Source organism: Streptomyces sp. NBC_00009 (genome assembly GCF_045040855.1).
Lineage (GTDB): Bacteria > Actinomycetota > Actinomycetes > Streptomycetales > Streptomycetaceae > Streptomyces > Streptomyces aureus.
The window spans coordinates 6,860,023-6,882,245 of sequence record NZ_CP108312.1 but is presented as its reverse complement, the minus strand read 5'-3'; the positions used below and the strand labels follow the sequence as shown (position 1 = coordinate 6,882,245).

At 67.2% G+C, this 22,223-nt stretch carries 13 protein-coding genes and 3 rRNA genes; 9 read left to right on the top strand and 7 right to left on the bottom strand.

From position 1 onward, the window contains the following. Positions 1-21: 21 nt before the first annotated feature. The 4 genes from OHA58_RS31105 to OHA58_RS31090 form a co-directional block, all read right to left on the bottom strand. Positions 22-630 carry a CDP-alcohol phosphatidyltransferase family protein gene (locus tag OHA58_RS31105; protein ID WP_227293547.1) on the bottom strand — a complete coding sequence of 203 codons (609 nt, stop codon included), beginning with the start codon at positions 628-630 and terminating at the stop codon, positions 22-24. A gap of 171 nt (positions 631-801) precedes the next feature. After that, positions 802-918: ribosomal RNA gene (rrf, locus tag OHA58_RS31100) — 5S ribosomal RNA — on the bottom strand. Positions 919-1,008: 90 nt separating this feature from the next. After that, positions 1,009-4,133 (bottom strand): 23S ribosomal RNA (locus tag OHA58_RS31095). A gap of 311 nt (positions 4,134-4,444) precedes the next feature. Beyond that, positions 4,445-5,972, bottom strand: a 16S ribosomal RNA gene (locus tag OHA58_RS31090). Together the 16S, 23S and 5S rRNA genes form the textbook arrangement of a ribosomal RNA operon. Positions 5,973-6,665: 693 nt before the next feature. Here OHA58_RS31090 and OHA58_RS31085 point away from each other — a divergent pair. Next, positions 6,666-7,115: a PTS glucose transporter subunit IIA gene (locus OHA58_RS31085; protein WP_361046331.1), complete on the top strand. Its 450-nt coding sequence runs from the start codon at positions 6,666-6,668 to the stop codon at positions 7,113-7,115. Positions 7,116-7,189: 74 nt separating this feature from the next. Next, entirely contained in the window at positions 7,190-8,860 is a 1,671-nt protein-coding gene (ptsP, locus tag OHA58_RS31080; RefSeq protein ID WP_405485267.1) for a phosphoenolpyruvate--protein phosphotransferase, read from the top strand. Between the two features lie 62 nt (positions 8,861-8,922). Here the strand turns inward: ptsP and OHA58_RS31075 are convergent, their stop codons facing one another. Next, positions 8,923-9,825, bottom strand: a complete 903-nt coding sequence (locus OHA58_RS31075) for a hypothetical protein (protein ID WP_405482867.1) — start codon at positions 9,823-9,825, stop codon at positions 8,923-8,925. Positions 9,826-9,903: 78 nt separating this feature from the next. Continuing rightward, on the bottom strand, positions 9,904-11,880 hold the full coding sequence (locus tag OHA58_RS31070; protein WP_405482865.1) for an acetoacetate--CoA ligase: 1,977 nt from the start codon (positions 11,878-11,880) through the stop codon (positions 9,904-9,906). Positions 11,881-12,094: 214 nt separating this feature from the next. On the opposite strand from OHA58_RS31070, the gene OHA58_RS31065 reads away from it, so the two are divergent. Beyond that, on the top strand, positions 12,095-14,452 hold the full coding sequence (locus OHA58_RS31065) for a glycoside hydrolase family 31 protein (protein WP_405482863.1): 2,358 nt from the start codon (positions 12,095-12,097) through the stop codon (positions 14,450-14,452). Between the two features lie 37 nt (positions 14,453-14,489). On the opposite strand, the gene OHA58_RS31060 is transcribed toward OHA58_RS31065, so the two are convergent. Beyond that, entirely contained in the window at positions 14,490-15,023 is a 534-nt protein-coding gene (locus OHA58_RS31060; protein WP_405482862.1) for an NUDIX domain-containing protein, read from the bottom strand. Positions 15,024-15,095: 72 nt separating this feature from the next. Between OHA58_RS31060 and OHA58_RS31055 the strand changes: the two genes are divergently transcribed. The 6 genes from OHA58_RS31055 to glpK all read left to right on the top strand — a co-directional run bounded on the left by OHA58_RS31055 (position 15,096) and on the right by glpK (position 22,117). Next, on the top strand, positions 15,096-15,920 hold the full coding sequence (locus OHA58_RS31055) for a M15 family metallopeptidase (RefSeq protein ID WP_405482861.1): 825 nt from the start codon (positions 15,096-15,098) through the stop codon (positions 15,918-15,920). A 59-nt stretch (positions 15,921-15,979) separates the two neighbouring features. Continuing rightward, positions 15,980-16,426, top strand: a complete 447-nt coding sequence (locus OHA58_RS31050) for a zinc ribbon domain-containing protein (protein ID WP_329058326.1) — start codon at positions 15,980-15,982, stop codon at positions 16,424-16,426. Further along, positions 16,423-17,613 (top strand): lipid-transfer protein, encoded by a 1,191-nt coding sequence (locus OHA58_RS31045; RefSeq protein WP_405482860.1) that lies wholly within the window; start codon positions 16,423-16,425, stop codon positions 17,611-17,613. Before OHA58_RS31050 ends, OHA58_RS31045 begins: the two co-directional genes overlap by 4 nt. A 106-nt stretch (positions 17,614-17,719) precedes the next feature. Beyond that, entirely contained in the window at positions 17,720-19,408 is a 1,689-nt protein-coding gene (locus OHA58_RS31040; RefSeq protein WP_405482859.1) for an EAL domain-containing protein, read from the top strand. Positions 19,409-19,771: 363 nt separating this feature from the next. Next, positions 19,772-20,524 carry an MIP/aquaporin family protein gene (locus OHA58_RS31035; protein ID WP_405482857.1) on the top strand — a complete coding sequence of 251 codons (753 nt, stop codon included), beginning with the start codon at positions 19,772-19,774 and terminating at the stop codon, positions 20,522-20,524. A gap of 75 nt (positions 20,525-20,599) precedes the next feature. Beyond that, positions 20,600-22,117 carry a glycerol kinase GlpK gene (gene glpK, locus OHA58_RS31030; RefSeq protein ID WP_405482855.1) on the top strand — a complete coding sequence of 506 codons (1,518 nt, stop codon included), beginning with the start codon at positions 20,600-20,602 and terminating at the stop codon, positions 22,115-22,117. The last annotated feature ends 106 nt before the right edge of the window (positions 22,118-22,223 follow it).

Genomic DNA, 22,223 nt, shown 5'->3' with positions numbered 1-22,223 from the left:
GAATACCGCCATATGGAGAGCTCAATCGGCCGTGGAGTCCGCCCTGACCAGTCGGCGGACCTGTACTACGTAGAGGATCCCTGCCCACCAGTAGAGCGTTGTACCCCATCCTGCGAACGCCCATCCGAAAATAGCAGCGAGCGTGTTGATCCAGCCGCTTCCGTCGCTGAGGAGCAACAGGGGGAACGCATACATGAGGTTGAACGTGGCGGCCTTGCCGAGGAAGTTCACCTGCGGCGGCGGATAGCCGTGCCGGCGGAGGATACCCACCATCACCAGGAGAACCAGTTCCCTGGCAAGCAGTACGGCCGTCAACCAGATCGGCAGAATCTCGCGCCAGGTGAGTCCTACCAGCGTGGACAGAATGTAGAGCCGGTCGGCGGCAGGGTCGAGCAGCCGGCCGAGGTTGCTGATCTGATTCCAGCGCCGGGCGAGCTTCCCGTCGAGATAGTCGCTGACACCGCTGAGCATCAGGACCAGGAGGGCCCAGCCATCGCTTTTGGGCCCGCCGAACTCGGGCCTGAGGATGAGCCACAGGAACAGGGGTACGCCAAGGAGACGCGCCATGCTGAGGATGTTCGGGATGGTGAGCACCCGGTCCGTCTGGACACGGGTCTCCTGGACCTCCACCCGGGGGCCTCCTGTGGGGAAACGAGCCAACGATGCCCCCTGACCCTACCCTCAGCTCACATGGGGCCCTACAGAGGGGTGCACAAGAATTGCCGCACAACGCTTGACGCACAACGCAGAAAACCCCCGTAACAGGATTCTCATCCGTTACGGGGGTTTTCTTCAAAAATTGTTCGGCGGCGTCCTACTCTCCCACAGGGTCCCCCCTGCAGTACCATCGGCGCTGTGAGGCTTAGCTTCCGGGTTCGGAATGTAACCGGGCGTTTCCCTCACGCTATGACCACCGAAACACTATGAAACTGTCAACCGCACCAAAGTCGTGGCCCGACAATGGGGTTGTTCGTGGTTTCAGAACCAACACAGTGGACGCGAGCAACTGAGGACAAGCCCTCGGCCTATTAGTACCAGTCACCTCCACCCGTTACCGGGCTTCCAGATCTGGCCTATCAACCCAGTCGTCTACTGGGAGCCTTAACCCCTCAAAGGGGGTGGGAATACTCATCTCGAAGCAGGCTTCCCGCTTAGATGCTTTCAGCGGTTATCCTTTCCGAACGTAGCCAACCAGCCATGCCCTTGGCAGGACAACTGGCACACCAGAGGTTCGTCCGTCCCGGTCCTCTCGTACTAGGGACAGCCCTTCTCAATATTCCTACGCGCACAGCGGATAGGGACCGAACTGTCTCACGACGTTCTAAACCCAGCTCGCGTACCGCTTTAATGGGCGAACAGCCCAACCCTTGGGACCGACTCCAGCCCCAGGATGCGACGAGCCGACATCGAGGTGCCAAACCATCCCGTCGATATGGACTCTTGGGGAAGATCAGCCTGTTATCCCCGGGGTACCTTTTATCCGTTGAGCGACGGCGCTTCCACAAGCCACCGCCGGATCACTAGTCCCGACTTTCGTCCCTGCTCGACCCGTCGGTCTCACAGTCAAGCTCCCTTGTGCACTTACACTCAACACCTGATTACCAACCAGGCTGAGGGAACCTTTGGGCGCCTCCGTTACTCTTTAGGAGGCAACCGCCCCAGTTAAACTACCCATCAGACACTGTCCCTGATCCGGATCACGGACCCAGGTTAGACATCCAGCACGACCAGAGTGGTATTTCAACGACGACTCCCCCTGAACTGGCGTCCAGAGTTCAAAGTCTCCCACCTATCCTACACAAGCCGAACCGAACACCAATATCAAACTGTAGTAAAGGTCCCGGGGTCTTTCCGTCCTGCTGCGCGAAACGAGCATCTTTACTCGTAGTGCAATTTCACCGGGCCTATGGTTGAGACAGTCGAGAAGTCGTTACGCCATTCGTGCAGGTCGGAACTTACCCGACAAGGAATTTCGCTACCTTAGGATGGTTATAGTTACCACCGCCGTTTACTGGCGCTTAAGTTCTCAGCTTCGCACACCCGAAAGTGCACTAACCGGTCCCCTTAACGTTCCAGCACCGGGCAGGCGTCAGTCCGTATACATCGCCTTACGGCTTCGCACGGACCTGTGTTTTTAGTAAACAGTCGCTTCTCGCTGGTCTCTGCGGCCACCCCCAGCTCATGAAGTAAATTCAATCACCGGTGATGGCCCCCCTTCTCCCGAAGTTACGGGGGCATTTTGCCGAGTTCCTTAACCATAGTTCACCCGAACGCCTCGGTATTCTCTACCTGACCACCTGAGTCGGTTTAGGGTACGGGCCGCCATGAAACTCGCTAGAGGCTTTTCTCGACAGCATAGGATCATCCACTTCACCACAATCGGCTCGGCATCAGGTCTCAGCCTTAATGTGCGACGGATTTACCTATCGCACGGCCTACACCCTTACCCCGGGACAACCACCGCCCGGGCTGGACTACCTTCCTGCGTCACCCCATCACTCACCTACTACAAGTCTGGTCCGTCGGCTCCACCACTTTCCTTTCCCCGAAGGGTCCGGAACGGCTTCACGGACTTAGCATCGCCTGATTCAATGTTTGACGCTTCACAGCGGGTACCGGAATATCAACCGGTTATCCATCGACTACGCCTGTCGGCCTCGCCTTAGGTCCCGACTTACCCTGGGCAGATCAGCTTGACCCAGGAACCCTTAGTCAATCGGCGCACACGTTTCTCACGTGTGTATCGCTACTCATGCCTGCATTCTCACTCGTGAACCGTCCACAACTCGCTTCCGCGGCTGCTTCACCCGGCACACGACGCTCCCCTACCCATCCATACTCCCGTTGGGGATATGTGTATGAATGACACGACTTCGGCGGTACGCTTGAGCCCCGCTACATTGTCGGCGCGGAATCACTAGACCAGTGAGCTATTACGCACTCTTTCAAGGGTGGCTGCTTCTAAGCCAACCTCCTGGTTGTCTGTGCGACTCCACATCCTTTCCCACTTAGCGTACGCTTAGGGGCCTTAGTCGATGCTCTGGGCTGTTTCCCTCTCGACCATGGAGCTTATCCCCCACAGTCTCACTGCCGTGCTCTCACTTACCGGCATTCGGAGTTTGGCTAAGGTCAGTAACCCGGTAGGGCCCATCGCCTATCCAGTGCTCTACCTCCGGCAAGAAACACACGACGCTGCACCTAAATGCATTTCGGGGAGAACCAGCTATCACGGAGTTTGATTGGCCTTTCACCCCTAACCACAGGTCATCCCCCAGGTTTTCAACCCTGGTGGGTTCGGTCCTCCACGAAGTCTTACCTCCGCTTCAACCTGCCCATGGCTAGATCACTCCGCTTCGGGTCTTGAGCGCGCTACTGAATCGCCCTATTCGGACTCGCTTTCGCTACGGCTTCCCCACACGGGTTAACCTCGCAACGCACCGCAAACTCGCAGGCTCATTCTTCAAAAGGCACGCAGTCACGACTGTATGTGCAAGCACATACAGCGACGCTCCCACGGCTTGTAGGCACACGGTTTCAGGTACTATTTCACTCCGCTCCCGCGGTACTTTTCACCATTCCCTCACGGTACTATCCGCTATCGGTCACCAGGGAATATTTAGGCTTAGCGGGTGGTCCCGCCAGATTCACACGGGATTTCTCGGGCCCCGTGCTACTTGGGTGTCTCTCAAACGAGCCGCTGATGTTTCGACTACGGGGGTCTTACCCTCTACGCCGGACCTTTCGCATGTCCTTCGCCTACATCAACGGTTTCTGACTCGTCTCACAGCCGGCAGACTGTGAAAGAGAGATCCCACAACCCCACATGCGCAACCCCTGCCGGGTATCACACGCATATGGTTTGGCCTCATCCAGTTTCGCTCGCCACTACTCCCGGAATCACGGTTGTTTTCTCTTCCTGCGGGTACTGAGATGTTTCACTTCCCCGCGTTCCCTCCACATACCCTATGTGTTCAGGTATGGGTGACAGCCCATGACGACTGCCGGGTTTCCCCATTCGGAAACCCCCGGATCAAAGCCTGGTTGACGGCTCCCCGGGGACTATCGTGGCCTCCCACGTCCTTCATCGGTTCCTGGTGCCAAGGCATCCACCGTGCGCCCTTAAAAACTTGGCCACAGATGCTCGCGTCCACTGTGCAGTTCTCAAACAACGACCAACCACCCGTCACAACCCACCGAAGCAGATCTTTACCGGGGTCGGCATCGAAGGACAGGCTCTAGCCCGTACCTTCAGACACCCAACAGCGTGCCCGACCCAGTCAGTTGATGTGATTCGCGTTCCACGCCGAAGCAGTACTGGCAAACCCATCTAACTCACTGTGCCGAATAGTCAACGTTCCACCCTTGAGCAACCACCGTCGAACATTTGCCGACGAAATGGCTCTTGGACCACCAAGTGAAACCTGGCAGCCAAAGTGCTCCTTAGAAAGGAGGTGATCCAGCCGCACCTTCCGGTACGGCTACCTTGTTACGACTTCGTCCCAATCGCCAGTCCCACCTTCGACAGCTCCCTCCCCACAAGGGGGTTGGGCCACCGGCTTCGGGTGTTACCGACTTTCGTGACGTGACGGGCGGTGTGTACAAGGCCCGGGAACGTATTCACCGCAGCAATGCTGATCTGCGATTACTAGCAACTCCGACTTCATGGGGTCGAGTTGCAGACCCCAATCCGAACTGAGACAGGCTTTTTGAGATTCGCTCCGCCTCGCGGCATCGCAGCTCATTGTACCTGCCATTGTAGCACGTGTGCAGCCCAAGACATAAGGGGCATGATGACTTGACGTCGTCCCCACCTTCCTCCGAGTTGACCCCGGCAGTCTCCTGTGAGTCCCCATCACCCCGAAGGGCATGCTGGCAACACAGAACAAGGGTTGCGCTCGTTGCGGGACTTAACCCAACATCTCACGACACGAGCTGACGACAGCCATGCACCACCTGTATACCGACCACAAGGGGGGCACCATCTCTGATGCTTTCCGGTATATGTCAAGCCTTGGTAAGGTTCTTCGCGTTGCGTCGAATTAAGCCACATGCTCCGCTGCTTGTGCGGGCCCCCGTCAATTCCTTTGAGTTTTAGCCTTGCGGCCGTACTCCCCAGGCGGGGAACTTAATGCGTTAGCTGCGGCACCGACGACGTGGAATGTCGCCAACACCTAGTTCCCACCGTTTACGGCGTGGACTACCAGGGTATCTAATCCTGTTCGCTCCCCACGCTTTCGCTCCTCAGCGTCAGTAATGGCCCAGAGATCCGCCTTCGCCACCGGTGTTCCTCCTGATATCTGCGCATTTCACCGCTACACCAGGAATTCCGATCTCCCCTACCACACTCTAGCCTGCCCGTATCGACTGCAGACCCGGGGTTAAGCCCCGGGCTTTCACAACCGACGTGACAAGCCGCCTACGAGCTCTTTACGCCCAATAATTCCGGACAACGCTTGCGCCCTACGTATTACCGCGGCTGCTGGCACGTAGTTAGCCGGCGCTTCTTCTGCAGGTACCGTCACTTTCGCTTCTTCCCTGCTGAAAGAGGTTTACAACCCGAAGGCCGTCATCCCTCACGCGGCGTCGCTGCATCAGGCTTTCGCCCATTGTGCAATATTCCCCACTGCTGCCTCCCGTAGGAGTCTGGGCCGTGTCTCAGTCCCAGTGTGGCCGGTCGCCCTCTCAGGCCGGCTACCCGTCGTCGCCTTGGTGAGCTTCTACCTCACCAACAAGCTGATAGGCCGCGGGCTCATCCTGCACCGCCGGAGCTTTCAACCCCCTCCCATGCGAGAGAGGGTGTTATCCGGTATTAGACCCCGTTTCCAGGGCTTGTCCCAGAGTGCAGGGCAGATTGCCCACGTGTTACTCACCCGTTCGCCACTAATCCACCCCGAAGGGCTTCATCGTTCGACTTGCATGTGTTAAGCACGCCGCCAGCGTTCGTCCTGAGCCAGGATCAAACTCTCCGTGAATGTTTCCGGGTAATCCCGGTGAACACCACGAGAGCGGAACCGTCGGGAGGAATAATCCCCACGATTCACTGCGTCCTCGCTAGTGCGCCTCACCCCGGTGTGGGAGTGAGGACTTTTTCAAAGGAACCTCCAACCCACCAAAGGTGGGCCGGGGTTGTCAATCTGGCGTTGACTTTTGGCACGCTGTTGAGTTCTCAAGGAACGGACGCTTCCTTTGTACTCACCCGAGAGACTCTCTCAGGCTTTCCTCCGGGCAGTTTCCCTTCGATCTTGCGTTTCCGACTCTATCAGACTCTTTCGTGTCCGATTTCCTCGGTGCCTTTCAGGTTTCCGCTCCGGCCTTTCGGCTTTTCGCGTTTCCCTTTCCGGCGGTCCAAACACTATCAGTCATTTTCCGCTGCTCTGACCGTGAGCTCCTGCGGGCATGCGGAAGTCGATCAAAGCTAGGATCTGTCGTGATAGTTGCCGCTGAGCCGCCAGGCACTCGAAGGTGCCGCTCGGCCTCAAGCAGAGGTACGACAGTACATGGGGGTGAAGGGCAGGCGCAAATCGTTTGCGTGCACCCTCTACGTCAGCCAACCGGTACCTCTCATGCGGAACCGGGACTTTTTATGACTTACGCTTCTGAAACGGTACGCCGTCCAGGACAGGCAGTGACGGTGACCATCAATCTCCACCCCTGGGAGGCTTGCCATGACCAGTGTGACGTCCCCGCTCGCCGGACGCGCCATTGGACTCACCGCCGTTCCTGACCCGGTCTTTTCCGGTGCGATGGTCGGTCCCGGCACCGCCATCGACCCGGTGCGCGAGCCCTCGGCGGCTGTCGCACCCGTCGACGGCATCGTCGTCTCTCTTCACCCCCACGCCTATGTAGTAGTGGACGGGCAGGGCCACGGCGTCCTGACGCACCTGGGCATCGACACCGTGCAGCTCAACGGCGAGGGCTTCGAGCTGCTCGTCAACAAGGGCGACACCGTGCAGCGCGGTCAGGAGATGGTGCGCTGGGACCCGGCCGCCGTCGAAGCCGCCGGCAAGTCCCCGATCTGCCCGATCGTTGCCCTCGAGGCCACCGCCGAGTCCCTCTCCGATGTGATCGAGGACGGCGACGTCAAGTCCGGCGACGCGCTGTTCAGCTGGAAGTGACGCGGGCCGTCGCTGGCGGCATGCAGGTCAACCACCGCGGCGGCTGGGCCCGCCGCACTATCGGAGACGGTGAGATGGAGACAACGCTGCGAGGCGTCGGCGTGAGCCACGGTGTGGCGATCGGCGAGGTTCGGCACATGGGGACGGCGGTTCTCGAGCCGCCGGCCAAGCAGATTCCGACGGAGGACGCGGAGCGCGAGCAGGGGCGCGCCCGTCAGGCCGTGGAAGCTGTGGCGGCCGATCTGGTTGCACGCGGCAATCTGGCCGGTGGCGAGGCACAGCACGTGCTCGAGGCCCAGGCCATGATGGCGCAGGACCCGGAGCTCATGGCCGATGTCGACCGCCGTATCGCGGTCGGCAGCACGGCGGAGCGTGCGGTGTACGACGCCTTCGCGTCTTATCGGGCGTTGCTGGCCGGTGCCGGTGAGTACCTCGCGGGTCGTGTCGCCGACTTGGACGATGTGCGGAACCGGATCGTGGCGCGGCTGCTCGGGGTACCCATGCCCGGTGTCCCGGACAGCGACAAGCCCTACGTGCTGATCGCGCGGGACCTGGCTCCCGCGGACACGGCGCTGCTCGACCCGACGCTCGTACTGGGCTTCGTCACCGAGGAGGGCGGGCCGACCAGTCACAGCGCGATCCTGGCGCGTGCGCTCGGAGTGCCGGCCGTGGTCGCGCTGCCCGGCGCGGGTGAGCTCGCCGAGGGCACGGTGATCGCTGTCGACGGCAGCACGGGCGACATCTTCGTCGATCCGAGTCCGGAGAAGCGGGCCGAGCTGGAGGCCGCCTCCGCCGCGCGGAAGGCCGCGCTGGCCGCGTCGTCCGGTCCGGGTGCGACGTCCGACGGTCACAAGGTGCCGCTGCTGGCCAACGTCGGCGGTCCGGCCGACGTGCCTGCTGCGGTCGAGGCCGGTGCCGAGGGTGTCGGTCTCTTCCGTACCGAATTCCTGTTCCTTGACGACAGCAGCAGGGCTCCTTCCGAGGAGAAGCAGGTCGAGGCGTACCGGAAGGTTCTCGAGGCGTTCCCCGAGGGCCGAGTCGTGGTGCGCGTCCTCGACGCCGGTGCGGACAAGCCGCTGGACTTCCTGACGCCCGCCGACGAGCCGAACCCGGCTCTGGGTGTGCGTGGTCTGCGTTCTCTTCTCGAGCACCCCGAGGTTCTGCGTACGCAGCTGACCGCGCTGGCCAAGGCCGTTGAGGGGCTGCCGGTCTACCTCGAGGTGATGGCGCCGATGGTCGCCGACCGTGCCGACGCGAAGGCCTTCGCCGACGCGTGCCGTGAGGCGGGTCTTGAGGCGAAGTTCGGTGCGATGGTCGAGATTCCGTCGGCCGCTCTGCGGGCGCGTTCGATCCTTCAGGAGGTCGAGTTCCTTTCGCTGGGGACCAATGACCTCGCGCAGTACACATTCGCCGCTGACCGGCAGGTCGGTGCGGTGTCCCGGCTTCAGGACCCGTGGCAGCCCGCGCTGCTCGACCTGGTCGCGCTGTCCGCGGACGCGGCGAGGGCCGAGGGCAAGAGCTGCGGTGTCTGCGGTGAGGCCGCGTCCGACCCGCTGCTCGCGTGCGTCCTGACCGGTCTGGGCGTCACCTCCCTTTCCATGGGTGCGGCGTCGATTCCTTACGTGCGGACGGCGCTCGGCAAGTACACGCTGGCGCAGTGCGAGCGTGCGGCCTCGGCCGCGCGTGCCGCGGACTCCGCCGAGGAGGCCCGCAAGGCCGCTCAGGCGGTGCTGTCCGGCGAGTAGCCGGAGGCCGGTTCGTTGTCGTGGGGCGCTTCACCTTCGTGGTGAAGCGCCCCACGGTCGTTTCAGTGGGTGTGCCCGCCCTGGGGACCGGTGTCTCCGAGGTCGGGTGCCGCGCAGTAGTCGACGCCGGACTCGGGTGCGACGAGGTCGCCGGACTGGGCGTCGGTGCAGTAGGCGTCGAATACTTCCGCCGCGGTGAGGGGTAGCAGGCGTTCGTCGCGCAGGCGCCAGCCCTGGACGCGGTCGTCCCTGTCCGGGGTGGTGGTGCGCATGACGAGGCCGCCCGGGCTTGCGGTGGCGAGGCCGAGGGCCAGGACCGTGGTGAACTCGAGCGCCTCCTTCTCGTCGAGTCGTGTGCTGTCCTCGGTGTAGCGGTCGACGTGGAGCACCGACAGCAGTGATTCGGCGTCGGTGGGGACGCTGCACACGAGGTGGTGGGCGCCGATACCTGCCGTGTCGAGGACCCGCGTCAGGAGGAGCGAGGCGCGGGCGAAGGCGTCCCTCCCGATGTCCCGGCCGCAGGCGCCGCACACTCCGATCCGGGCGAGGACGGACGAGGCGTACTCCCAGGTGGCCTGCCGGACGGCTTCGTCGACGAGGTCGGGCAGGAGGTCGGCCAGGGGCTGGCCTTCGTAGGGGACGGTGGCGCCCATGACGGCCAGTTCGGCGGTGAACCGGGTGCGGCTGGTGGGGGTGTCCGGTTCGAGGCCGCTCTCGGCGCAGAACTCCGCGTACTCCTCGGGGTCGAAGAGGGCGACGGTGGTGTGTCCGCCCTGGGCGGCGAGGGCCTGGAGGAGGCTCTCGACCTGCTGGAGGTACGTGTCGTGGTCGTCGAAGGCGAAGGTGCGGTAACTCCGCATCGCCGTGAAGTCGCGTTCGTCGGCGAGGAGGCCGATGATGCCCGCGACTTCACGGCGCAGGACGCGTCGCATGCCGGCGTGCCGGGTGTTCTGGGTGTGCGCCATGGTTCCCCCTGAGAGCTGTAGGTCAATGCTCACTCACAGTAATCGTGGGCACTGACAACGGCGGGGAACCGGGTTCGGTCAGGTGCGGTTGCGGGCGATGTCCTCGTAGAAACGCAGGAGTTCGACGCTGTCGACCGAGCCGAGGTTGACGGCCTTTTCCAGGGGTGTGCCTTGGAGGAGGCGTTTGACGGGGACCTCGATGCGCTTGCCGGTGAGGGTGTGCGGGACGCCGGGGGCTTCGATGATGTCGTCGGGGATGTGGCGCGGGGAGAGGTTCTCGCGGATGGTCTGCTTGATGCGGGCGCGGAGGTCGTCGTCGAGTACGGCGCCCGGTGCGAGGTGGACGAACAGAGGCATCCAGTAGCCGCCGTCGGGCTGTTCGAGTCCGATGACGAGGGACTCGCGGATTTCGGGGAGGCGTTCGACGGCCTCGTAGATGTCGGCCGAACCCATGCGGACGCCCTGGCGGTTCAGGGTGGAGTCCGAGCGGCCGTGGATCACGACCGAGCCGCGGGAGGTGAGGGTGATCCAGTCGCCGTGCCGCCAGACGCCGGGGTAGGTGTCGAAGTAACTGTCGTGGTAGCGGCTGCCGTCGGGGTCGTTCCAGAAGCGGATCGGCATCGAGGGCATGGGGTTGGTGACGACGAGTTCACCGACCTCGTCGATGAGCGGCTTGCCTTGCGGGTCCCAGGACTGGAGGTCCGTGCCGAGGCAGGGGGCCTGGAGTTCGCCGATGTGGACGGGCAGGGTCGGGACGGCTCCGGCGAAGCAGGAGCAGACGTCCGTGCCGCCGCTGACGGAGGCGATCCAGAGGTCTTCTCGCACCTCGTCGTGCAGCCAGCGGAAGCCGTCGGGCGGGAGCGGCGAGCCGGTCGTGGCGACGCACTTGACGCGGGAGAGGTCGTGGTCGCGCGAGGGGTGGACGCCGGCCTTGCGGCAGGCCATGACGTAGGCGGCCGAGGTGCCGAAGAGGGTGGCTCCGGTGCGTTCGGCGACGGCCCATTGGGCGCCGGTGTCGGGGTAGCCGGGGCTGCCGTCGTAGACGACGATCGTGGTGCCCGTGAGGAGGCCGGAGGCAAGGAAGTTCCACATCATCCAGCCGGTGGACGTGTACCAGAAGAAGCGGTCGCCGGGGCCGAGGTCGCAGTGCAGGCCGAGCTGTTTGAGGTGCTCGATCAGGATGCCGCCCTGGGACTGGACGATCGCCTTGGGGAGTCCGGTCGTGCCTGAGGAGTACAGGACCCACAGCGGGTGGTCGAAGGGGACGGCTTCGAAGACGGGCTCGGTGTCGGCGGAGGTGAGCTCCGACCACTCGAGGGCCCCTTCGGGGGCGTCCGTGCCGAGCAGCGGGATGTGGACGACCGCGCGGAGGGTGGGCAGTTCGGCGCGGAGTTCGCTGACCGTGTCGCGGCGGTCGTGCTCCTTGCCTCCGTAGCGGTAGCCGTCGACGGTGAACAGGACGACGGGCTCGACCTGCTGGAAGCGGTCGAGGACGCTGCGGGCGCCGAAGTCCGGTGCGCAGGACGTCCAGACTCCGCCGACGGCCGCGGTCGCGAGGAGGGCGACGACGGCCTCGGGGATGTTCGGCAGGTAGCCGCTGACGCGGTCTCCCGGGCGTACGCCGATGGCGCGCAGTTCGGCGGCGAGCGAGCCAACCTGGCGGCGCAGTTCGGCCCAGGTCACGGGGCGGGGCTCGTGTGTCTCGTCCACATGGAGGATGGCCGGGGTGTCCGCGCGCGCGGGGTCGGTGGCCGTGCGCAGGGCGTGTTCGGCGTAGTTCAGGGAGGCGCCGGGGAACCATTCGGCTCCGGGCATGGAGCGGTCGCCGAGCACGCGCGTGTAGGGGGTGGTGAACCGGATGTCGAACCAGTCGGCGACGGCCTTCCAGAACGTGTCGAGTTCGGTCACCGACCAGCGGTGCAGTGCTTCGTAACCGCCGTCGGCGGGGGCTCCGTAGTGTTCGGACGCCCAGGCCTGGAAGCGCGTGATCTGCGCCTCGGCGATGAATTCCTCGTCGGGCTTCCAGAGCGGCGTCGGATTCGCTGCGGACGGCATGGGGCGGCTCCCGGATGTACGCGTGGTGTGCGTCGGTCCCGCGCACGGGCCGGTGTGTGCGCGTGACGCGGCTGACAGGGACGATGCCACGTGATCGACTTCCGCACCAGGTTGTGCCCCACATAGTCCGTGTTGTGAAGGTGTGCTGCCACCACGGATGAACGGCAGTTGAACGACTCACCTTTGCGCGCCGCGCAATGACAGGGTGAGCAGCATGAACGGTCGTGACCTGGTACGCGCGGTGAGGGCGGTTGGCTTGGTGGGTGCGGTCCAGGGGTTGCGGGCGGTGCGGTCCTCGTGGCGCAGGAGGCGGGCCGACGCGGTGGGTCTGCGGCGCCGGGGGCCGGAGCGGGCGAGGGTGCCGGGGCAGGTGACCGGGGCCGAGCCGGCGCCCGGTGGTGGTGTCGTCCGGTTCACACGGTCCCAGCTGCGGATCACGGTGACGGTGACGGGTGCGGTCTTCTGGGGCTGGGACGGGGCGAATCCCGAGCCGTCGTACGCGCTGGCGGGTTCCTGTCCGCAGCCGGATCCGCGGGCCGTCCTGGAGCCGGACAAGGACGGTGGCTGGCGGGTGGTGTCGGAGCGGGTGACCGTCGTCGTGTCGCGGCACGGCGCTGTCTCCGTGTGTACGCCGGGCGGTGTGGTGCTGCGGCGGGATCTGCCGCCGCGCTGGTGGGAGCCGGTGGATGGCGGCGAGGCGCGGTGGGTGCAGCGGTCCGAGGTGGCCGCGGATGCGCGGTTCTACGGTCTGGGCGGCCGGGCCTCGGGGCCACGGCTGCGGGACGGCGCGTACCGGCTGTGGAACACGGATCCGGGCGGTTCGTTCGGGCCGGGGGACGATCCGCTGTATCTGACCATGCCGGTGCAGATGGTGGTCGCCGACGCGGGCACCCATCTGGTGTTCCACGACAACTCGTGGGACGGCATGGTGACGCTTTCGGAGGGCGAGGAGGGGGCCGGTTCCGGGCACGACCGTGCGGGGACGTGCGAGGTTCGGATGGAGGGCGGTCCGCTGCGCTGTTGGGTCATGGTGGGTGCCCCCGCGCGCGTGCTGCGCGCGTGGGCGTCGCTGACCGGCGCGCCCGCGCTGCCGCCGGCCTGGGCGCTCGGGTATCAGCACGCGCGCTGGGGCTTCGGCGGGGGGAACGAGGTGCGGCGGATCGTCGCGGGCTACCAGGAGCGGGGGCTTCCGCTCGACGCGGTGCATCTGGACATCGATCATCTCGACGCGTTTCAGGTGTTCACGGTCGACCAGGAGACGTATCCGGGGCTCCCGCGGCTCGCCGAGGACCTTCGCCGGGACGGTGTGCGGCTGGTGTCGATCGTCGACCCCGCGGTCAAGGCGGAGGCGGGGAACGCCGTGTACGACGCAGGAACGTCCGCTGACGCCTTCGTGAAGGACGCGGCGGGGAGGCCGGTGCGGGGCGTGGTGTGGCCGGGTGAGTCCGTGTACCCCGACTTCACCGACCGCGCGGTGCGCAAGTGGTGGGGCGGTCTGTACGAGGAGCGGCTCGCCCAGGGGTTCTCGGGGTTCTGGCACGACATGAACGAGCCGGCGTCGTTCGCCGCGTTCGGTGACCCGACACTGCCCCGCTCGGCACGGCACTCCCTGGAGGGGCGGGGCGGCGACCATCGGGAGGCGCACAACGTGTACGGGCTGTGCATGGCGCGCGCCGGCCACGAGGGGCTGCGTGAACTGCGGCCCCAGGAGCGGCCGTTCCTGTTCTCGCGCTCGGGCTGGGCGGGGATGCAGCGCTACGGAGGGACGTGGTCGGGGGACGTTGCCACGGGGTGGCCCGGTTTGCGCGCCTCGTTGTCCTTGGTGCTCGGGCTCGGGCTGTGCGGGGTGCCGTACTCGGGGCCGGACGTGGGCGGGTTCGACGGGGAGCCGTCTCCGGAGCTGTATCTGCGGTGGTTCCAGCTGGGTGCGTATCTGCCGCTGTTCCGTACGCATGCGGCGCTGCGGGCGGGGCGCCGGGAGCCGTGGGAGTTCGGTGACGAGGTGCTGGGGCATGCGCGCGTGGCGCTCGTCGAGCGCAGGCGGCTGCTGCCGTACTTCGTGACACTGGCCCATCTCGCGCGGCGTACGGGTGCTCCGTATGTGCGGCCTGTGTGGTGGGGTGCTCCGGAGGACAGGGCGTTGCGGGACTGCGAGGACGCGTTCTTGTTGGGTGACTCCTTGTTGGTGGCTCCGGTCCTGGAGCCGGGTGCGGACCGGCGGGCGGTGCGGCTGCCGCGCGGGCGCTGGTACGACACGGAGAGCGGGCAGGCGCACGAGGGGCCCGGTCAGGTTCTGGTGGACGCGCCGCTGTCCCGTGTTCCCGTCTTCGCGCGCGCGGGCGCGGTGATCCCGGTGCGGGGTGAGGACGGGGAGCTGTGCCTGGAGGTGTGGGCTCCGGCGCGGGGGCGCACCGGCGGCGGGGTTGTCGTGCCCGACGTCGGTGACGGCTGGGAGACGCCGGACGTCCAGCGCTACACCTCACGGTGGAGCGGCGGCAGTCTGGTGGTGGAGCGGCAGGACGAGGGCGGGCCGGCCGAGCCCGCGTACCCGGTGCGGATCCGCGGGCTCTGAGCGTTTCAGAGGGCTGGGTGGTTCATGCGGCGGGGTGTCACACGTAGCGGCCCTCGAACCAGGCGCGGACGGCCAAGGTATGGAGGGGGAAGGCGAGTTCGGTCGGGCGGCGCAGGAGGTGCCAGCCTTCCGTCTCGTCCGTGACGGCGGGCTCGGGCAGTTCGGCGGCCGGGCGTTCCGGGAGGAGGCCGAACAGGAGCAGGTGTCCGTCGGGTGAGCTCATCGCGTCGGCGAGGCGTACGTCGCGGCTCGCCGCCTCGATGCCCGTCTCCTCCTTGAGCTCACGGACGACGGCGTCGCGCCAGTCCTCCCTGTGGTCGACGAACCCGCCGGGCAGGGCGACTCCCCCGCGCGCGGGGGCGATGGTTCGAGTGATCACGACGAGAGCGGAACCGCGGCTGTCGTAGACGGCCTGGAGGGCGACCGCGACCGGCAGAGGGTTGCGGTAGCTCACGTCGGCGCAGGCCGGGCACGTGCGCGGCCATCCCGAGACGTCGGGTCCGTAGGCGGTTCCACAGCTCGAACAGTGGGAATCCGGAACGGGGTTGGTTATGCGGTGGGGTGCTGACACGCCGCGGACTGTATCCGATCGTGAAGCGCGGCTCTTCCCTGGCCACCATTGATCCTGATAGATGCAGGGTTCATGACACGAACCGCAACTGCCGTACGCAGACTCGCCGTCACCGCCGCCGCCGCGCTCCTGTGGACGGCCACCGCTCCCGGCGCCGCCCAGGCGAAGCCCGAGCCCAAGGCTCCCCCGCAGTTCGTGGCGCTGCGGGACGTCGACCCGACGATCATCCAGGAGATCCGCTACATCACTCCGCACAACTTCGTCGGGGCGCCCGTCGACGGCTACGAGAAGCCGATGTGCATCCTCACCCAGCCTGCCGCGAAGGCGCTCCACAAGGCGCAGGCCGGGCTCCTGAAGCGGGGTTACTCGCTGAAGGTGTACGACTGCTACCGGCCGCAGCGGGCGGTCGACCACTTCGTGCGCTGGGCCAAGGACCTCGACGACCAGCGGATGAAGGCGGAGTTCTATCCGCAGGTCGACAAGACGCGGCTGTTCGCGGACGGTTACATCGCGGAGAAGTCCGGGCACAGCCGGGGCTCGACGCTCGATCTGACCGTCGTGAAGCTGCCGGCGCTGCCCACGCGCGCGTACGTGCCCGGTGAGCGGCTGGCGCCCTGTTACGGGCCGAAGAAGGAGCGTTTCCCCGACAACTCGGTGGACATGGGCACGGGCTTCGACTGCTTCGACACGCTCGCCCACACCGACGACCCACGGATCAAGGGGGCGCAGCGCGCGAACCGTGACCTCCTGCGTGACGCCCTGGCCGCGCAGGGGTTCGCGAACCTGCCGGAGGAGTGGTGGCACTTCACGTACAAGCCGGAGCTCTTCCCGGACACGTACTTCGACTTCCCCATCTCGCGGCGTTCCCTGAGTGGCCAGCCCATGGCACACTTCTGACGGTCCATCAGATCTGCTGGTGTTCTGGTGGCGTCGTCGGATCCAGCGCGGGAGGGGCCTTGTCGCGTACGCGCACACCTGTCGTGGCCGATTGGTTCACCGGGGAGGGAGAGGACTTCCGGCTGCTCGGCACGCGATGCTCGGCCTGCGCCTCGGTCTTCTTCCCCCGCGAGGACACCTTCTGCCGCAACCCCGGCTGCGCCGGAGGGGAGCTGCTCTCCGTGCCGCTCTCCCGGCGCGGCCGGGTCTGGTCGTACACGGACAGCCGGTACCGGCCTCCGGCACCGTACGTGTCCGATCCGGAACTTCCTTGGCAGCCCTACACGTTGATCGCTGTGGAGCTGGAGGCGGAGCGCCTGGTGGTGCTCGGGCAGGCGGTTCCCGGGGTCTCCGTGGCCGACCTGGAGGTGGGCATGGAGGTGGAGGTCGTGCCCGGCGTGCTCGACGAGGACGGGGACACGACCTGGACGACGTGGCACTGGCGGCCGACGGGGGTGGCGGCATGACGGACGACGTGGCGGTGCTCGGCGCGGGCATGCACCCCTGGGGCAAGTGGGGGCGCGGCTTCGTCGAGTACGGGACGGTGGCGGCGCGGGCGGCGCTCGCCGACGCGGGGGTCGACTGGCGCGACGTGGACTCCGTCGTGGGCGCGGACACGGTACGGGGCGGGTACCCGGGCTACGTGGCGGGCGCGACGTTCGCGAAGGCGCTCGGCTGGCAGGGCGCGCGGGTCGCGAGCGTGTACGCGGCGTGCGCCTCGGGCGCCCAGGCGGTCAACGCGGCGCGTACGCAGATCCTCGCGGGGCTCGCCGACGTCGTGCTCGTGGTGGGTGCCGACGCCGCGCCCAAGGGGTTCTTCCGGCCCGCGGGCGGGGACCGGCACGACGACCCGGACTGGCTGCGGTTCCGGGTGCTCGGCGCGACCAATCCTGCGTACTTCGGTCTGTACGCGCGCCGGCGCATGGCCGTGCACGGGGACACGCTGGAGGACTTCGCGCAGGTCAAGGTGAAGAACGCGGCGGCGGGCGCGCTCAATCCGAACGCCCGGTACCGCAAGACGGTGACCGCCGAGGAGGTGGCCGCGTCGGCTGTCGTCGCCGATCCCCTGCGGCTCCTGGACATCTGCGCCACGTCCGACGGGGCGGCCGCGCTCGTGCTGTGCGGCATGGACTTCGCACGCAAGCACGGAGTGCGCAACCCGGTGCGGATCCGCGCGGTGTCGACGGTCACGCCGACGTATCCGAACACGGTGCTCGACCTCCCGGACATCGCCACCGACTCGGCCGCGGTCGTCGAGCCGGACGGCGTCACCTTCCGCGCCTCGATCGCGCGGGCGGCGTACGAGGAGGCCGGGATCGGCCCGGAAGACCTCTCCCTCGCCGAGGTGTACGACCTGTCGACCGCTCTGGAGCTCCAGTGGTACGAGGATCTGGGGCTGTGCGGCGAGGGCGAGGCGGCGAAGCTGCTGAGGGAGGGCTCGACGGCTCCCGGCGGGCGCATACCCGTGAACGCCAGTGGCGGACTCGCGTCCTTCGGAGAGGCGGTCCCCGCGCAGGCCATTGCCCAGGTCTGCGAGCTGACGTGGCAGTTGCGCGGCACGGCGGGCGCCCGGCAGGTGGCTGACGCGCGCGTGGGGATCACGGCGAATCAGGGACTGTTCGGGCACGGCTCGTCCGTGGTCGCGGTCCGCTGACCGGCGCCCGCCGGGGGATCCGTACGCTGCGTGTTCGGCCGAAAAGGGTGCGTGAACAGCTCGTGAACTGCGCCTGGGCGCGCGCCGGGGGCGCCATTATGCTTCCGTGCCTTCCTGGACGGACGCTCTCCGTTTCGCCTTCCAGCCGGTCGTCAATCTGACGACCGGAGCCGTGGCGGCCCTGGAGATACTCGCCCGTCCGGAGGTCGGCGACGTGCTGGCGCAGGCCCGGCGCGACCCCGAACTCGACGGCCGTCTGGCCGCGTTGGCGGTGCGCTCGGCGGCGCAGCGGGAGACGCTGCTGCCGCTGCACGTCAATGTGTTCGCCGGGACGGTGGCGGATCTGGGTGGCCTCGCCGCGCTGCGGGACGCCGTCCGGGACGTGGGGCGGCTGCCCTGGGAAGTGACGGTCGACATCGGTCCCCCGTTCACCCACGTGCCGCACCGGGCGCTCCTGGAGGGGGTCACGGCCCTGCGCGACGAGGGCTTCCGGGTCAGCGCGGACGGCGTCGGTGACGGCGACCTGCCGCTGCGGCTCCTGGTCGACCTTGCGCCGGACCTCGTAAAGCTGGATCCCTCGTTGCTGTCGCGTCCCGCGTCGGTGAGCGCGATGCGGACGCTGTGCGAGGGGCTGGGCGCACTGCTCGCCGTCGAGGGCGTGGAGACGGAACTGCAATGCGGCGCCGCACGGGAAGCCGGGGCGCAGCTGGCGCAGGGCGAGCTGTTCGCGCCGCCGTCGCGGCTGCCGGCGGCCGATGTGTACGTGCCGGCGCTCACTCCCCCGGTGGCGGCGCCGCCGCCTTCGGGGCCGCCGGTGCGCCAGTTCGTGCGGCCTGCCGCGCTGCTGCCCGCTTCGGCCTCGGCGGGGCGGGTACGCGCGCTGCTCACCGGGTCGCCCGACGTGTCCGGCGTGCTGCTGGTGGACTCGGCGGGCGCACCGGTGCGTTCGGTGCAGCGGGACCGCTTCCTGTTGTCGCTCTCGGGCCGCTACGGGCATGCGCTCTACGCCGATCGGCCGGCCGCCCGCCATGGTGACCGGCCGCGCACGGTGGGCGTGGACGCCACCGCCTGGGAGGTCCTCGACGTGCTCGCGGACGGCGAGCGCAGCCGTACGGCCGACGATGTCGCGGTCGTCGACAAGCGGGGGCGGTGCGTGGGCATCGTACGACTCGCCGATCTCGTACGCGCTCTGGCCGAAAGCCGCGTCGAGGAGGCGGCCGCGCTCAATCCGCTGACGCGGCTGCCCGGTTCGGACGCCATCACGGGCGAGGTGGACCGGCGGATCGCGCAGGGGCGCGGGTTCGCCCTGAGCTGGCTGGACATCGACGGGTTCAAGCAGGTCAACGACGGTGCGGGGTTCGCCGCGGGTGACGATCTGATCCGTGAGGTGGGCAGGTCCCTGGAACGGGCCGCGTCGGGCACGACCAGGGTGGGGCACATCGGGGGCGACGACTTCCTGGTGCTTGCCGATCAGGACGGGCTCGATCCGCTGGCGTCCGCGGTGCTCGACGTGCCCTGGGCGGCGGGCGGGCGGCCCGTCACGCTGTCGCTCGCCACGGTGCTGTGCGCGGCGGGCAGCGTCGCCGACCACCGGCAGGCGGCGGCGTCGCTGGCGCCGCTCAAGCAGGCCGCCAAGGCGCTGCCGGGGGCGAGTTGGGTCATCGGCCGCTCGGACACTCCGGGACACGAGGTGCGACGGGGTGTGCGTGCGGGGGTGGCCCCGGCGTCCGGGACGGCGTGGACGGGGACCGGGCCGCGCGCGGAAGCGGAATCGGGCCGAGCAGCCGCTGGATGACGCGGGCGCGGGCCGTGCGTGCGGGCGCCACCAACCGTTCCGGTCCACGACCTTGACGCTCCATCACGGCCGGTGAACACTTCCGGGTGTCAGTCGGCATCGCCGCACGTCGTCCCACCGCCGCTCAGGGCCCCAGCCTGTCCGTCGGGCTCCTCCTGTCGCGTTCGGGCAGGTCAGGGCCTTCCCCCACCGGCGAAACGAGTGATCCGACTGAACGGGAACGCCTGTCGCGGGCGCCGGGCGGGGCGCGGGAGACCCTGCCGTCGGCCGTTGCAGCCAGAGCCGTCCGGAACCAGCCATGGAAAACGCACCCTGCACTGAGGACCGGGGCGTATCGCTCCGGGCGAAGGCCTAGGAGCCGCCATGAGCAATGGAGACATCTTCGTCGGTGAGGTCATCGGGACCGCGATCCTGATTCTGTTCGGCGCCGGCGTGTGCGCCGCGGTCACGCTCAAGCATTCCAAGGCGAGAGCCTCGGGATGGGTCGTCATCGCGTTCGGGTGGGGCTTCGGCGTGCTGGCCGGGGCGTACACCGCCGCGCCGCTGTCCGGGGGCCAGCTCAACCCGGCGGTGACGATCGGCATCGCCGTGGACACCGGCAAGTGGGACAAGGTCTGGGTCTATCTGCTCGGCCAGATGGTCGGCGCGATGCTGGGCGCCGTGCTGGCCTATCTCGTCTATCTGGCCCAGTTCAACGCCAACGTCACGTCGGGGTCCGGCGAGAGCGAAGCGGACGACGACGGGCCCACTCCGACGCTCGGGATCTTCTCCACGATCCCCGAGATCAACAACCCCGTGGCCAACCTGATCACCGAGATCATCGCGACGATCGCCCTCGTGCTGCCCATCCTCGCGTTCGGGCTCACCAAGGGGCTCGGGGAGTCCGGCACGACGGTGCTCGTCGTGGCTCTCCTGGTCGTCGGGATCGGTCTCTCGCTCGGCGGGCCCACCGGGTACGCCATCAACCCTGCGCGCGACCTCGGGCCGCGCATCGTGCACTCGTTCCTGCCGATCCCCAACAAGGGCACGTCCGGCTGGGGTTACGCCATCATCCCGGTGGCCGGGCCGCTGATCGGCGGCGCGCTGGCGGGACTCATCTACAACGCGGCGTTCTGACCGCGGCCGGGCCGCGCCACGTCGCTATCGCGTCCCCGCGCGCGGGGACCTCAGACGAAGACGAAGGGGAGTCACATGCCCGACAACAATGTGAAGTACGTCGCCGCCATCGACCAGGGCACCACCTCGAGCCGCTGCATCATCTTCAACCACGGCGGGGAGATCGTCGCCGTCGACCAGCGCGAGCACCGGCAGATCTTCCCGAAGCCCGGCTGGGTGGAGCACGACGCCACCGAGATCTGGTCCAAGGTGCAGGCCGTGGTCGCCGGCGCGCTCGCCAAGGCCGGGCTGCGCGCCGACGACCTGAGCGCGCTCGGCATCACCAACCAGCGGGAGACGACGGTCCTTTGGGACCGGGCCACGGGCCGGCCGGTGCACAACGCGATCGTGTGGCAGGACACCCGTACGTCGGCCCTGTGCAACGAACTGGGCGGCGCGGACGGGCAGGACCGCTTCCGCGAGCAGACCGGTCTGCCGCTCGCGAGCTACTTCTCCGGGCCCAAGGCGGCCTGGCTGCTCGACCACGTGCCGGGGCTGCGCGCCCGCGCCGAGCGGGGCGAGATCGCGTTCGGCACCATCGACTCCTGGCTCATCTGGAACCTGACCGGCGGCACGGACGGCGGCGTGCACGTCACCGACGTCACCAACGCCGGTCGCACCATGCTGATGAACCTGGAGACGCTCCAGTGGGACCAGGGGATCCTGTCGGCGATGAACGTGCCGGAGGCGGTGCTCCCGGAGATCAGGTCGTCGGCCGAGGTCTACGGGACGGCCGTCGGCCAGCTCTCCGGGGTGCCGGTCGCGTCCGCGCTCGGCGACCAGCAGGCCGCGATCTTCGGGCAGGCCTGCTACGACACGGGGACGGCCAAGAACACGTACGGCACAGGCAGTTTCCTGCTGCTCAACACCGGGAACCGGCCCGTCCCCTCGAAGCACGGACTGCTCACCACGATGGGCTACAAGATCGGCTCCGAGGCGCCGGTGTACTGCCTCGAAGGGTCGATCGCGATCACCGGCGCCCTGGTGCAGTGGTTCCGCGACCAGCTCGGGATCATCCGCACGGCCGACGAGATCGAGACGCTCGCGGCGAGTGTGAGTGACAACGGCGGCGCCTACATCGTGCCGGCGTTCTCAGGCCTGTTCGCGCCGTACTGGCGCTCGGACGCGCGCGGTGTCGTCACGGGGCTGACGCGGTACGTCACCAAGGCCCATCTGGCGCGGGCCGTCCTGGAGGCGACGAGCTGGCAGACGCGCGAGGTCGTCGACGCGATGTACCAGGACTCCGGCGTGCAGATCACGACGCTGAAGGTCGACGGCGGCATGACCAAGAACAATCTCCTGATGCAGCATCAGGCAGATGTCCTCGGGGTGCCGGTGATCCGGCCGCGGGTGTCGGAGACGACGTGCCTGGGCGCCGCGTACGCGGCCGGGCTCGCGACGGGGGTGTGGAACGACCTGGACGAGCTCAAGGCGCACTGGCAGCGCGACGCGGAGTGGACGCCGGCCATGGACGGCGCGACGCGTGAGCGCGAGTACCGCAACTGGCGCAAGGCCGTGGAGAAGAGCTTCGGCTGGCACGACGACGAGGCGTGACGGTCGGCGCGCGCCTCTTGTGACTGGCGCGTGGTCCTGGTGAGGGCCACGCGCGCGTGGACGACGGTCCGCACCCCGGTCGGCGAGGGTGCGGGCCGTTCCCATG

What these genes read in the sequence shown, in the direction of transcription:
- ptsP (WP_405485267.1), top strand. Translation starts at nt 7,190, where the DNA reads ATGGAGACAACGCTGCGAGGCGTCGGCGTGAGCCACGGTGTGGCGATC.
- OHA58_RS31045 (WP_405482860.1), top strand. Translation starts at nt 16,423, where the DNA reads ATGACGGACGACGTGGCGGTGCTCGGCGCGGGCATGCACCCCTGGGGC.
- OHA58_RS31070 (WP_405482865.1), bottom strand. Translation starts at nt 11,880, where the DNA reads ATGCCGTCCGCAGCGAATCCGACGCCGCTCTGGAAGCCCGACGAGGAA.
- OHA58_RS31055 (WP_405482861.1), top strand. Translation starts at nt 15,096, where the DNA reads ATGACACGAACCGCAACTGCCGTACGCAGACTCGCCGTCACCGCCGCC.
- OHA58_RS31035 (WP_405482857.1), top strand. Translation starts at nt 19,772, where the DNA reads ATGAGCAATGGAGACATCTTCGTCGGTGAGGTCATCGGGACCGCGATC.
- OHA58_RS31085 (WP_361046331.1), top strand. Translation starts at nt 6,666, where the DNA reads ATGACCAGTGTGACGTCCCCGCTCGCCGGACGCGCCATTGGACTCACC.
- glpK (WP_405482855.1), top strand. Translation starts at nt 20,600, where the DNA reads ATGCCCGACAACAATGTGAAGTACGTCGCCGCCATCGACCAGGGCACC.
- OHA58_RS31075 (WP_405482867.1), bottom strand. Translation starts at nt 9,825, where the DNA reads ATGGCGCACACCCAGAACACCCGGCACGCCGGCATGCGACGCGTCCTG.
- OHA58_RS31065 (WP_405482863.1), top strand. Translation starts at nt 12,095, where the DNA reads ATGAACGGTCGTGACCTGGTACGCGCGGTGAGGGCGGTTGGCTTGGTG.